This is a genomic window from Microbacterium sp. 71-23 (genome assembly GCF_001897265.1).
Lineage (GTDB): Bacteria > Actinomycetota > Actinomycetes > Actinomycetales > Microbacteriaceae > Microbacterium > Microbacterium ginsengisoli.
This window is the reverse complement of record NZ_MKSL01000012.1, coordinates 274,843-286,972: the sequence shown is the minus strand read 5'-3', so window position 1 is coordinate 286,972 and position 12,130 is coordinate 274,843. Positions and strand designations below refer to the sequence as shown.

The 12,130-nt window shown below is 71.4% G+C and carries 13 protein-coding genes; 4 read left to right on the top strand and 9 right to left on the bottom strand.

The window, feature by feature from the left end; genetic code table 11:
* Positions 1-3: 3 nt before the first annotated feature.
* The 7 genes from BGO15_RS05680 to BGO15_RS05650 are packed head-to-tail and all read right to left on the bottom strand — an operon-like array spanning position 4 to position 5,674.
* Positions 4-438, bottom strand: coding sequence for a NifU-related iron-sulfur-binding protein (locus tag BGO15_RS05680; protein WP_045247834.1), 435 nt, complete (start codon positions 436-438; stop codon positions 4-6).
* 16 nt (positions 439-454) lie between these two features.
* Entirely contained in the window at positions 455-1,642 is a 1,188-nt protein-coding gene (locus BGO15_RS05675) for a hypothetical protein (RefSeq protein ID WP_056207559.1), read from the bottom strand.
* Positions 1,639-1,956: a hypothetical protein gene (locus BGO15_RS05670; RefSeq protein WP_056519401.1), complete on the bottom strand. Its 318-nt coding sequence runs from the start codon at positions 1,954-1,956 to the stop codon at positions 1,639-1,641. The genes BGO15_RS05675 and BGO15_RS05670 overlap by 4 nt, the downstream gene beginning before the upstream one ends.
* Positions 1,949-2,473: a hydrogenase maturation protease gene (locus BGO15_RS05665; protein ID WP_200930869.1), complete on the bottom strand. Its 525-nt coding sequence runs from the start codon at positions 2,471-2,473 to the stop codon at positions 1,949-1,951. The genes BGO15_RS05670 and BGO15_RS05665 overlap by 8 nt, the downstream gene beginning before the upstream one ends.
* Position 2,474: 1 nt before the next feature.
* A complete protein-coding gene (locus BGO15_RS05660) occupies positions 2,475-4,085 on the bottom strand; it encodes a nickel-dependent hydrogenase large subunit (protein WP_056207562.1) in 1,611 nt (536 codons plus the stop codon).
* 24 nt (positions 4,086-4,109) lie between these two features.
* Positions 4,110-5,072, bottom strand: a complete 963-nt coding sequence (locus tag BGO15_RS05655) for an NADH-quinone oxidoreductase subunit B family protein (protein WP_268768775.1) — start codon at positions 5,070-5,072, stop codon at positions 4,110-4,112.
* 5 nt (positions 5,073-5,077) lie between these two features.
* On the bottom strand, positions 5,078-5,674 hold the full coding sequence (locus BGO15_RS05650) for a DUF1641 domain-containing protein (RefSeq protein WP_056207565.1): 597 nt from the start codon (positions 5,672-5,674) through the stop codon (positions 5,078-5,080).
* Positions 5,675-5,818: 144 nt separating this feature from the next.
* On the opposite strand from BGO15_RS05650, the gene BGO15_RS05645 reads away from it, so the two are divergent.
* The 4 genes from BGO15_RS05645 (at position 5,819) to BGO15_RS05630 (ending at position 9,379) form a co-directional block, all read left to right on the top strand.
* The gene (locus tag BGO15_RS05645; protein ID WP_162237858.1) at positions 5,819-6,814 is read left to right on the top strand and encodes an AraC family transcriptional regulator; all 996 of its coding nucleotides are present in this window, start codon (positions 5,819-5,821) and stop codon (positions 6,812-6,814) included.
* Between the two features lie 134 nt (positions 6,815-6,948).
* Positions 6,949-7,314 carry a hydrogenase maturation nickel metallochaperone HypA gene (locus BGO15_RS05640; RefSeq protein WP_045247830.1) on the top strand — a complete coding sequence of 122 codons (366 nt, stop codon included), beginning with the start codon at positions 6,949-6,951 and terminating at the stop codon, positions 7,312-7,314.
* 25 nt (positions 7,315-7,339) lie between these two features.
* Complete coding sequence (gene hypB, locus BGO15_RS05635) at positions 7,340-8,122, top strand: hydrogenase nickel incorporation protein HypB (protein WP_235557441.1); 783 nt, start codon at positions 7,340-7,342, stop codon at positions 8,120-8,122.
* Positions 8,123-8,173: 51 nt separating this feature from the next.
* Entirely contained in the window at positions 8,174-9,379 is a 1,206-nt protein-coding gene (locus BGO15_RS05630) for a pyridoxal phosphate-dependent aminotransferase (RefSeq protein ID WP_056207570.1), read from the top strand.
* Positions 9,380-9,449: 70 nt separating this feature from the next.
* On the opposite strand, the gene BGO15_RS05625 is transcribed toward BGO15_RS05630, so the two are convergent.
* Positions 9,450-10,997: a trypsin-like peptidase domain-containing protein gene (locus BGO15_RS05625; RefSeq protein WP_045247822.1), complete on the bottom strand. Its 1,548-nt coding sequence runs from the start codon at positions 10,995-10,997 to the stop codon at positions 9,450-9,452.
* The gene (locus BGO15_RS05620) at positions 10,994-12,130 is read right to left on the bottom strand and encodes a UDP-N-acetylmuramate dehydrogenase (protein WP_056207573.1); all 1,137 of its coding nucleotides are present in this window, start codon (positions 12,128-12,130) and stop codon (positions 10,994-10,996) included. The genes BGO15_RS05625 and BGO15_RS05620 overlap by 4 nt, the downstream gene beginning before the upstream one ends.

Sequence of the window (12,130 nt, the reverse complement as noted above, 5' to 3'; positions counted from 1 at the left end):
ACCTCAGTGCGCGCCGCAGCCGCAGCCCTCGGGTCCGCAGGCGTGCGCGCCGACCCCGCAGGCGCCGATCGGCACGGCCCGGGGGCCGCGCAGCATCGCCTCGAGGCTCACGAACGCGGGTCGCCGCTCGACGGGAGCGGCGATCCCGGCCGGGTCGGGCATGCGGATGATGCCGTGCATGCCGAGCAGCATGCGCACGGCCGGGTCGTCGACGAGCTCGAACAGCAGCTCCTTGCCGCGCGGGTCGGCGCGGAGAGTGCGCACGATCGTGGTCAGCGCGTCCTTCGCGAGCGCGTCGGCGGCGAGCGCGAACTCGTCCGCGACCGCGCGACTCTCCGGAGACAGCTCGGCGAGGGCCGCGACGGCCCGGTCGAGCCGCGTGGCGGCGGCGTCGAGGTCGACGGTCTCGTCGGCGGGGGTGGGGGCGATGGTGGTCATGCGGGGCATCCTCTTCTCAGTCGTCGGCGCCCACGGCGATCAGGCTGCCGCGCAGATCGCGCACGATCGCGGCGGAGCTCTCATCGCCCTTCGACGCGAACAGGAACTCGGCCTCATCGAAGCGCTCGCGCGCATCGCCGAGCAGACCCAGGTGCGCGAGCGCGTTGCCCTGGTTCGACAGCACCCGCGCGCGCCCGAGGGCGTCCTTCTTCGGCGAACGGGTGCGCAGCACCACCTCGTACAGGTCGACGGCCTCCATGAGGTGGTCGCGCTGCTTCGCGGACGGAGCGTAGACGAGCGCGTTCGCGAGGTTCAGACGGGCGCTCGCCCATTCCTCGGCGTCGCGCTCCTCGTCGAGCAGCCGCACCGCGGTGCGCAGCGACTGCAGCGCGATGCCGACCCGCAGGTGATCGGCGTCCGAGACGATCGGGGCGGCGAGGTAGGCGGTGCCGAGGTTCAGATGGATGCGCGCGAACAGCGACCGCTGCCCGACCTCGTCGATCCGGCGCAGCGCCTCCGTGTAGCCCGCGATCGCGTCGCCGAGCGAGCGGCGTCCCTCGATCGCGAGGCCGTGCACGAGCCCGGCACGGTGGAAGAAGGCCTCGGCGGCCGCCGCCGGCAGGTCGGTGCCGCGCAGCAGCGCGACCGCCTCCTCGGCGTCGACCAGATCGTGGCCGCGGCCGGCGAGCTCGCTCAGCACCACGCCGGCGAGCGCCGGGGCGACGTCGCGGGCGGCGTCGGCGGCGAGCCGCAGGTGGGCGAGGGCCACGGGCTCGTCGCCGTCGGCGAGGGCGGCGGCTGCCTCGGCGGTGCCGACGAGCGCGGCCAGTTCGCCGTCGAGCCCCTCGGACGTCGGCGGCACGCTCGTGAGCCCGACCGTGTAGGCGACGTGATCGACGAGCGGACGCCAGTCGTCGCCGACGGCGGCGGCGGCCTCCGACCGGCTCACACGCTCGGGGTCGAGCACGAACAGGTTGTAGCGGTCGACGGGGTCGTCGGAGTCCGCGAACCAGGCGGCGGCCTCGTCGAGGCGGCCCTCGTGCACGAGACGCACCCCCTCGAGGCGGGCCGGCCAGGTCTCCGGCAGGATGCCGCGCACGAGCGCGGTGCGCGCGGCATCCGTCTCCTCACCCCCGGCGATCAGCAGAAGACCCGCGGGGAACGGGAACGCGCCCAGTGCCTGGGGACGGGCGATGCCGGTCACGACGTCGCCCCCGCGGGAATGGTGAGCCGGCGGCGCTTCGCCGACCACTCGGCGTCGACGGGGCCGACGGTGAACTCGTCCGAGAGGGCCTCGCGCAGCAGCGCGCTGCGGTCGCCGAGCAGGTTGCGCTGCTTCATCATGATGCCGTTCGGGGCGGCGACCCCGACCGGCATGATGACGATGTGCGCCGGGTCGGTGCGCAGCGCCGCCAGTCTGTCGTCGGGGAAATGGGCGCGCGCGAACGCCGCCGGCAACCGCAGATGCCCCTCGGCGGTGAACTCGACCGTCACGGTCTCGACGGCGACGTCAGGCATACTCGGCGATCCTCTCGGTGACCAGCGCCACGGCCCGCTCGACACCGCGCTCGACCGCGGGGCTGAGCGCGTCGCCGTAGCCGAACGAGGCGCCCTCGATCAGCACCACGTCGACCTCGGCGGGGAAGTACGGACCCAGCAGCCACCGCGCGAACGCGATGGCGTGGTCCCAGCGGAAGTCGTGGCTGCCCAGCGTGCCGGCCGCCGGAAGCCCCGCAACCACGTCGCCCGGCACCGCGTACAGCGTGCCGGGCTCGGCGCCCGTGCTCGCGGCATCCACGATCAGCACCCGGTCGGCGCGCTGCATCTGGAAGGCGACATCCATCCCGCTCGTGCCGCCGTCGGCGAGCCGCACGCTCTCGGGGAGGGCGCCCGCCTCCCACAGCCGCCGCACCACCACGGGTCCGGCGGCGTCGTCGCCGCGCAGCACGTTGCCGCAGCCGATCACCAGGAGGTCGAGCCGCGGCCCCACCACCTCATCGAGCAGCTCGTACGGAGCCGGTCCTGCGCCGGTCACATCACACCATGCTGTTGATCACGAACGACGACAGCTCGCGACCGGTCTTGCCGTCGTACGCGTGCACGGTGCACACGATGCAGGCGTCGAAGCTGCGGGTGACGTGCCCGAGCTCGATCGGATCCTCGGGGTTGTGGATCGGCGTGCCGATGAGGGCCTTCTCGATCGGGCCGACGACGGCGTCCTTGTCGCGGGGGCCGAGGTTCCACGCGCTCGGGGTGATCACGTTGTAGTTCGCGATCTTGCCGTCCTCGATGACGATCCAGTCCTGCAGCGCGCCGCGCGCGGCCTCCGTGCCGCCGTAGCCGCGGGCCGACACCGGGTCGACCGGGGTCTGGTAGAACGACCCGTGCAGGTCGATCTCGCCGAGCCACTGCAGCACCTTCTCGTAGTACTTCGGCGCCTCGTGCATGCGGGCGAGCTGCCGCACCAGCACCGACGGGCCCTTCTTGGCCAGCACGTCGGTGAACAGCGGGTCGTAGTCCTGGAAGTCGGATGTCGCGGGCTTGCCGGCGACGATCTGCCGGGCGAGGGGCCCCGCCTCCAGCGGCAGGCGTCCGATGCCGGGCACGTCGTAGCGGGGCGACTTGGCGAAGGAGTACTTGTCCTCCTTCGCACCGATGAACGGGTCGATCGCGTTCTGCTCGCCGTCGAACGGGTGCACGTTGTCGGATCCGCGGTAGAACGAGTGCGCGACATCCTCGGACACCCGTGCCTGGTCGTACTCGAAGTGCTGCCCGCCCGCGTAGACGCCGGAGCGCACGATGAGTCCCGCGTTGCGGCCCTCGATCGTCGGACGGTCGTAGGACGCCGGGTCGAAGTAGGTGCCCGAAGCGATGTAGTTGCCCCAGCCCTGCCCGTAGGTGTCGAGGCCGATGTCGAGCGCGAACCGGATGAAGAAGCCGCAGTCGGAGTTGCGCTGCGCGTGGTTCTCGTCGACCCAGGCCAGCACGTCCTCCCAGGTGCGGTTCTCGAGCCAGCGCTCGACCGACGACCCGAGCCACTGCTTCTCGAGCCAGTTGTCCTTCCAGTTCTTCAGGATCGCGACCGAGCGCGTCACGTCGCTCAGCGTCGGTGCGCCCATGATGCCGCCCGGCACCATGAACGACGAGTGCGGCCACTGCCCGCCGAAGATCGCGTAGATCTCGACCGGCTTCTGGCTGAGCACGACGCCCGGCTGGTAGCTCGTGCCGACGTACGGCGCGAACCGGCGCACGGCCTCCTCGTACAGCGGCGAGCTCTTGTACTTCTCGTTGACGAGGTCGATCGCGAAGATCGCGTAGAAGTAGCGCGGGATCGACTGCAGCGTCTCCACCGCCTGGGCGATGTTGCGCACGAGCGTCGCGTTGTGCGGCACGAAGGTCTGGAACGCGGTGTCGAGCGCGTAGCACGCCTTGTAGAGGTGGCTGCCGCCGCAGATGCCGCAGATGCGCGGCGTCATGATGAGGCCGGCGCGCATGTCCTTGCCCCGCAGGATCGTCTCGAACCCGCGGAACATCTGACACTGCGTCCAGGCGTCGGTGACGACGCCGTCCTCGATCGTGACGCGCACGTCCAGGTCACCTTCGACGCGGCCGAGGGGGCTGACGTGGAGATCGATGGTCGAACTCATGATCCGGATGCCTCTTCCTGCCCGTCAGACGACGAACATGTCTTCCTTCGACCACTTCGGGGCAGAGATGCGTGCCGCCGCAGCCATCGCGAGATAGGTGACGTGGTCCTCCCCGGGCGGGAGGTCCTTCGGGATCGCCCCGGCGATGAGCTGGGTGGCGAACACGGTGCCGGGCGCGAGGTCCGCGTGGGGGAACTCGGGCTCGGTGCAACCGAGGCAGGGCATGCCGGCGCGGGTCTTGGACGACTGTCGGTTCCACAGGATGCGGTTGCAGGGCGCGTGGGTCATCGGGCCGCGGCATCCGAACTCGTAGAACAGACAGCCCGTTCGGGTGCCTTCGCCGAAGGCCAGGGTGGACTGCTTGAACTCGAAGAACGTGTTGCGCGTGCAGCCGTTGTGCACGAACTGGGTGAAGAAGGTCTGCGGGCGACCGAGGTCGTCGAGGGCGATGTCGCCGGCGCGGCCGGTGGCGAGGGCGACGATGATCTGCGTGATCCAGTCGGGGTGCGCGGGGCAGCCGGGGATGTTCACGACCGGCAGGCCCGACTTCGACACCCAGTCGGCGCCGAGGTAGCCGCCGCGGGCCTTGCGGTGGAACTGCAGGCCGGTCGATCCGCTCGGGTTCGGGGCGACCGCCGGGAGACCTCCGAACGCCGCACAGTCGCCGATGGCGACGACGATGGATGCCGCGGCCGCGAGCTCGGTGACCCAGTCCTTCATGGGACGGTCGGCGAACAGGTCGAAGCGGCCGGTGCCGTCGGGGCCCTCGATGACGCTTCCCTCGAAGACGAAGATGTCGAGGGGGCGGGTGCCGTCGACGCAGTCGGTGAAGATCTTCTTCGCCGCCGCGCCCGCCTCGACGCCGAGCGAGGGATGCCACAGCACCTCGAGCCCGAAGTCGACGATGAGGTCGACGACGCTGGGCTCGTCGGCATTGAGGAACGACATGGTGTTCCCCGAACAGGCTCCGCCTTGGAGCCACAGCACACTGGTCACGCGGTCTTCCCCTCTTCCTGGGCATCATCGGCGGCGCCCTCTGCGCGCAGCGACCGGCCGAGTTCCTTCACGATGCGCAGCGCGAACACGAGTCCGCGGCGCACATCGGGGTCGTTCGCCATCCCGGCGATCTTCATGAGTCCCGCCGGCTTCTGGTCGGCCTCCTCGGTCGCCTGCCGCTGTGCCCGGTGCACACCCTCGGCGACCCGCCAGGTGAGATCGAGCAGGGCGGGATCGAGCAGTCCGGAGCGGTTCAGCCGTTCGACGAGGTCGACGTCGGCGATGTGCTCGACGAGCGGCAGGGTCTGGTCGGCGAGCTTCACGAACTTCGGCACCGCGTCGACGACGCGCTTGCCGACGGGGCTCGCGGTGACCATCGCGACGGCCTCGTGGTAGCTGACGGCCACGTTGTCGATGATGTTGTCGGAGTGGGCGAAGAACCCGGCGACGACGTCGAGCAGGCCCGCGACCATCTCGGCGTTGTCGAGCAGGTGGTTCAGGGTCGCGACGGTGCCGGGATCGCTGAGGCGCTGCTGCAGGCGGATCGCATCGGCGTCCGACGCGCCGACGACGTCGAGGACGGGTGCGCTCATGGCCTCTCTCCTTCGCTGGGGCGAGCCGGTTCGGTCGCAGCCGACCCCCTGGCGGGCTGCGTATTGGGGTCAATGTAGGCCGGTGCCTCACGGCGGCGTATCCGGATAGCGCCGTGAATATCCGCGGAGCGCACAATGGGTGTCGTGACGAGCGACCGCGCCCTCCGCGTGCCCCCTGCGCTGACGGGTGCGCCGCTGGTGCGCACCGACGATGCGGGCGTCGCCGCCGACGCCCTGCACGACCTGCTCGGCCGGGGCGTCGTCGCCCCCCACGATGCCCGGGAACGCCTCGACCTGGTCGTCGCCGCGCGCCGCTTCGGCACGGTGACCCTCGCCCACCTCGATGTGGGAGCGGCCGCGACCGTCGATGTGCCCGCGAGCGCCGACGCGGTGACCGTGCATATGAACCAGGCGCGCACCTCGACGACCCGTGTCGCCGGGAACGAGCTCACGACGTCGTCGGTGCAGGCGGTCGTCGTGTCCCCCGGCATGCCGGTGCGCCTCGAGCTCGCACCCGAGTCGCCGCGGCTGCTGGTGCGCGTGGAGCGCCGCGCGGTCGAGGATGCGCTGGCCCGCATGCTCGGCCGCCGCCTCGACGAGCCGGTGCGCTTCGCGCCGCTGTTCGATCTCTCCGGGCCCGAGACCATCCGGTGGAGCATCGCTGTGCAGCTGCTCAGCACCGAGTCGATGATGGATGCCTCGCTGCTGCAGGCGCCTCTCGGCCGCCAGAGCATCGAGGACCTGCTCGTCTCGTCGCTCCTGCTGCTGCAGCCCTCGAACCACTCGCCCCTGCTGCAGGCTCCCACCTCCGGCACGGCGCTCATGCAGGACGCCCTCGACCACATCGAGCGGCATCTCGCCGAGCCGTTCTCGATCGACGATCTCGCCGCGGCGGTGCACGCGTCCGCTCGCCACGTTCAGCAGACCTTCCGGGCGCGACTGGGCACGACACCCGGCGCCTACGTGCGGCGGCAGCGCCTGCTGCGGGTGCGCGCCGACCTGCTCGCGGGCGACGCACGCCGCGGTACGAGCGTCGCCGGCGTCGCCGAGCGGTGGGGCTTCGGTCACGGCGGCCGCTTCGCCGGCTGGTACCGCGAGGAGTTCGGCGAGACGCCCGCCGAGACACTGCACCGGGGCTGAGCGGGCTCGGCGACCGCCCCGGCGCCCGTGTCGCGCTGGGGATTCTCACGGCGATCGCCTCTCCCGCTGCCGCGGTGGGCGTCCTAGGGTGACCAGCACGCGGCATCCGCCGCGCACCCGAGGGAGGGCCGCCGATGCACGAGCTGTCGCTGTGCCGGTCGATCGCCGGCATCGCCACGCGCGCCGCCGGCGGGAGGCGGGTCGAACGCGTGCAGCTCGACGTCGGGCACCTTCGTCAGGTCGTGCCCGAGACACTCGTCTACTGCTGGGGAGTCGTCTGCGAGCAGACCCCTCAGCTGGCGGGCTCGCGGCTGGATGTGACATCCATCCCCGCCGTGCTCGACTGCCGGCGCTGTGGGGCCGAGACGACGCTCACGGGCCTCCCGATCATCGTGTGCAGCGCGTGCGGCACGAACGATGTGGCCGTGCGCTCGGGTGAGGAGTTCCTGGTGCGATCGATGGATGTCGCCACGACAGAGGGGTACGACCGAGATGGGTAGATTCCACCGCCACGACGATGGCACCGTGCACAGCCACGACCACGAGCACACGCATGGCGACGTGCATGACCACGCGCACGGCGACCACGACCACGATCACATCGGCGACCACTCCGGCTACGAGACCGGCAGCGAGCGCATCGAGGTGCTCGAGCGCATCTTCGACGAGAACGACGCCGCCGCCGCCCGCAACCGCGCCGCCCTCGACGGCGCGGGCGTCGTCGCCGTCAACGTGATGTCCTCCCCCGGCGCGGGCAAGACCGCGCTGCTCGAGCGCACCCTCGCCGACCTCGGCGCGCACGTGCGGTTCGGCATCGTCGAGGGCGACATCGAGACCTCGCTCGACGCCGACCGCCTCGACGGCCACGGCGCCCAGATCTCGCTGCTGAACACCGGCAACGGCTTCGGCGGAGAATGCCACCTCGACGCCCCCATGGTGCACCGGGCGCTGCACGGCCTCGACCTCGACGCCCTCGACGTGGTGCTGATCGAGAACGTCGGCAACCTCGTCTGCCCCGCGGAGTTCGACACCGGCGCACACCATCGCGCCATGGTCGCGAGCGTGACCGAGGGTGAGGACAAGCCGCTGAAGTACCCCGTCATGTTCCGCTCGGTCGACGTCGTGGTCGTCAACAAGATCGATCTGCTCCCCCACCTCGACTTCGACCTCGACCTGTTCCTCGCGAACGTGCGCGCCGTCAACCCGACGGCCCGCATCATCCTCACGAGCGCGCGCACCGGCGAAGGACTCGACGAGTGGGAGGGATGGCTGAGCTCGCTCGCTCCGAGCACGGTCGACGCGCGCTGAGCACGCGACACGCCCGGGTGCGAGACCCGTCGGGCGACTACGCTCGAGAGCGTGTCTGAACGCGCTCCGCTGTCCCGCAAGCTCTCCGCCATCGCCGAGTCCGCCACGCTGAAGGTCGACGCCAAGGCCAAGGCCCTTCAGGCCGCCGGCCGCCCGGTGATCTCCTACGCGGCCGGAGAGCCCGACTTCGCGACGCCGTCGTTCATCGTGGATGCCGCGGCCCACGCACTCGAAGACCCCGCGAACTTCCGCTACACCCCCGCGGTCGGCCTCCCGGTGCTCCGCGAGGCGATCGCCGCGAAGACCCTGCGCGACTCCGGTCTCGAGGTGGACCCGTCGCAGATCATCGTCACCAACGGCGGCAAGCAATCGGTGTACCAGGCCTTCCAGGCGGTCGTGAACCCCGGCGACGAGGTGCTGCTGCCGGCGCCCTACTGGACCACCTACCCCGAGGCCATCCGTCTCGCCGACGGGATCCCCGTCGAGGTGTTCGCCGGCGCCGACCAGGACTACAAGGTGACCGTCGAGCAGCTCGAGGCGGCCCGCACCGCGCGCACCACCGTGCTCGTCTTCGTGTCGCCGTCGAACCCCACCGGCTCCGTGTACACCCCCGACGAGACCCGCGCGATCGCCGAGTGGGCCCTCGAGCACGGCATCTGGATCATCTCCGACGAGATCTACCAGAACCTCGTCTACGAGGGCGCGCGCGCGGCATCCGTCGTCGAGGTGGTTCCCGAGGTCGCCGGCCAGACCATCCTCGTCAACGGCGTCGCGAAGACCTACGCCATGACCGGATGGCGCGTGGGCTGGATGGTCGGCCCGAAGGACGCCATCACGCTCGCCGCCAACCTGCAGTCGCATCTGTCGAGCAACGTCAACAACATCGCCCAGCGGGCGGCGCTCGCCGCGCTGACCGGCCCCCAGACCGAGGCCGAGGAGTTCCGGCAGGCCTTCGACCGACGCCGGCGCCTCATGGTCGCCGAGCTCGCGAAGATCCCGGGCGTCACGGTGCCGAACCCGCTCGGCGCGTTCTACGTCTACCCGGATGTCACAGGGCTGCTCGGCCGCGAGTGGGGCGGCGTCACGCCCACCTCATCGCTCGAGCTCGCCGACCTCATCCTCGAGCAGGCCGAGGTCGCCGTGGTCCCCGGTGAGGCGTTCGGCCCGAGCGGCTACCTGCGGCTGTCGTACGCGCTCGGCGACGACGCGCTGCTCGAGGGCGTGCACCGCCTGCAGCGCCTTTTCGGCGCCGCCTGACCGGGGTCGCAGCCTGACCGACCGCGGCAGAACCGAGGTCGCGGCCTGACCGCGGTCGTTGCGGGGCGCGTCAGCGGATCGTCGCGCCCGGCGTCGGCGTCGGCGTCGCCGGATCGATGATGTGGTCGACGACGGGCGACTTGTTGCCCGCCACGTCGAAGCCGTAGGCACAGAACCGCAGCGGCAGCGCGCCGCGCTCGTACAGGAACGGCTGACGGTAGGCCTCGGAGTAGCCGGTCGGATCCGCACAGACCGTCTCGGACGGGTCGCCGAACTTCACCCAGACGCTCGACATGTCGGGCAGGTCGAAGACCGGCTCCACGAGCACCCCGCCATCGGCGAAGCGCTGCACCGTGAGCTCGGGGCCGTCGGTGGGGGCGACGGTGTCGATCGAGAACACGATGCGGGCGGCGTTCGCCTCATCCCCCGGCACCGCGATGCACGCCACCACGAACGAGTTGGTCGTCGGCAGTGCCACCGGCACGACGCGCTCATCGCCGGGATCGAGGATGTAGCGCCGCCCGGCGTCGTACGTCGATGCATCAGTGCACGTCGCGGCATCCGCGATCGGCACGTTCAGCTGCACCTCGAGTCCTGCCGTCGTCGCGGCCTGGAGGGTGAGGGACGGGGTTCGTCCGGTGCCGTCCTGCCCGTCGCCGCCGAAGATGCCGCCGCCGTCGATGCTCCACTGCGCGTCGGAGAGACCGCACCCCGAGCCGAGCGCGAACCGCCCGGTCGCGAAGCAGCCGGACACGGATGCCACGGGCATGCTGTAGCTGGAGTCGGCGACGAACGTGGCACCGTCGGAGCCGACCTCGCAGGGTCGCCCGACGTAGCAGGAGGATCCGCGGCCGGTCGGCACGCCCACGTTCGTCGTGCCGATCATGCCGACCACCTGGCCGTCGGCGATGAGCGGGGCGCCGGCGGTTCCGCCGATCACGCCGGGACACGGCGTCGAGAGCGCACCGAACCACAGCCACTTGTACTCGAGCACGGTGCGCGTCGCACCGATCGTGCACTCGCCCTTGCGCATCACGCGATCCGCCTCGGGGAGGTCCTCCGTGGGCACCGCCACGTTCGTGACGGCGATGCCCTGGTCGGGCACTGTCGAGGAGACGGTGAGGGGTGTCACACCCTTCGCGGCCAGATCGGCCAGCGAGGCGTCGAGGCGGAGCACGGCGATGTCGTCACCTCGGCGCGTGGCGTACTCGACGCGCGCGATGTTCGACGTCACGATCGCATCGCTCGAGGCGCCGGTGATGTCGAGGAAGCGGGCCGTGCCGCGACCGGGCTGGTCGACGATCGTCTCGTTCGCCTCGCTCTGGGCGTCGAGGCCCGCGCAGCGACCGGTGGTCAGCACGTATGCCGGAGCGGATGCGGCATCCGTCGCCGATGTCGGGATCGAGATCAGGGTTCCGGTGCAGTCCAGGGCGCCACTGAGCCGCGCGACCGCCGTGTACGACGGCAGCTCGGCAGCGGTCACCGGCGTCGCGGGCTGGGCGGGCGGCGTCGCCGACGGCGAGGGAGTCGCGGGTCCGAGCGCATCGCCGGTGCACCCCGACAGCACGATCGCGAGGGCGAGGGTCGCGATCGCCGCGGCACGGCGCCGCGCGCTCACAGCTCCACCCCGACGAGCACGGGCTCGGGCTGCAGCTCGATGCCGAAGTCGGCCGCGACCCGCTGCTGCACGAACCGGGCCAGCTCGGCGACCTCGGCGGCCGTGCCGTCCTCGCGGTTCGTCAGGGCGAGGGCGTGTTTCGACGAGACGAAGGCGCGGGAGCGGCCCAGCCGCATCCCCTTGCGGATGCCGGCGTTCTCGATCAGCCACGCGGCGCTCAGCTTGTACTGCACGTTGCGGGGCGCCGCGCGGGGGACGTACCCGTCGTATGCCGCCAACGGAATGACGATGACGGGCTCGCGGGTCGACTCCATCGGCCACCGCGGGCAGGCATCGGGAAGGCTGCGGGCGAACTGCTCGGACACGATCGGGTTCTGGAAGAACGACCCGGCGCTGCGCGTGTCGGGGTCGGCCTCATCGAGCACCATCCCCTTCGCACGCCGGGTCTGCAGCACCAGATCGCGCACCTCCGCGAGCGAGAGCTCGGCGCCCGCCGCGACCGGCAGCGCCTGGCGCAGCCGGTCGGAGGTCAGCGGGCGCGGGGCGGTGCCGATCTCCGCGAGGTCGAGGGTGACGGTGAGGATGACGGCACGCCGGGCGGGCACCGATCCGTAGTGGTGCTTGAGCACCGACGTGCGGAAACCGAGGCCCAGCTCGCCCGCGGGCACTTCCACGACCTCGCCGGTCGTCTCGTCGATCAGCTCGACGGCGACGAGCGTGTCGGCGATCTCCTGCCCGTACGCGCCGACGTTCTGCACCGGCGCGGCGCCCACGGTTCCCGGGATGCCCGACATGCCCTCGATGCCCGACAGCCCCCACGCGACGCTCTGTGCGACCAGATCGTCCCAGGCGTGACCCGCCTGCACCCGCAGTCGTGCGATGCCCGGTTCCGGGGCTGCGAGCCGCTCGACGCCCGCTGAGCGCACCCGCACGACCGTTCCCTCGAATGGCTCGTCCCCGACGAGCAGGTTCGAGCCGCCGCCCAGCACGAGCCAGTCGTCGCCGCTCGCCCAGACGTCGCGCAGCACCGTCACGAGCTCGTCGCGGGTGAGCGCGTCGATCATGCGCTCGGGGGCGCCACCGGTGCGGAGGGTCGTGAGCTGCGCGAGCGGCAGCGGGTCGATCTCGGGCAT

What these genes read in the sequence shown, in the direction of transcription:
- BGO15_RS05680 (WP_045247834.1), bottom strand. Translation starts at nt 438, where the DNA reads ATGACCACCATCGCCCCCACCCCCGCCGACGAGACCGTCGACCTCGAC.
- BGO15_RS05670 (WP_056519401.1), bottom strand. Translation starts at nt 1,956, where the DNA reads ATGCCTGACGTCGCCGTCGAGACCGTGACGGTCGAGTTCACCGCCGAG.
- BGO15_RS05660 (WP_056207562.1), bottom strand. Translation starts at nt 4,085, where the DNA reads ATGAGTTCGACCATCGATCTCCACGTCAGCCCCCTCGGCCGCGTCGAA.
- BGO15_RS05650 (WP_056207565.1), bottom strand. Translation starts at nt 5,674, where the DNA reads ATGAGCGCACCCGTCCTCGACGTCGTCGGCGCGTCGGACGCCGATGCG.
- BGO15_RS05640 (WP_045247830.1), top strand. Translation starts at nt 6,949, where the DNA reads ATGCACGAGCTGTCGCTGTGCCGGTCGATCGCCGGCATCGCCACGCGC.
- BGO15_RS05620 (WP_056207573.1), bottom strand. Translation starts at nt 12,130, where the DNA reads ATGCCCGAGATCGACCCGCTGCCGCTCGCGCAGCTCACGACCCTCCGC.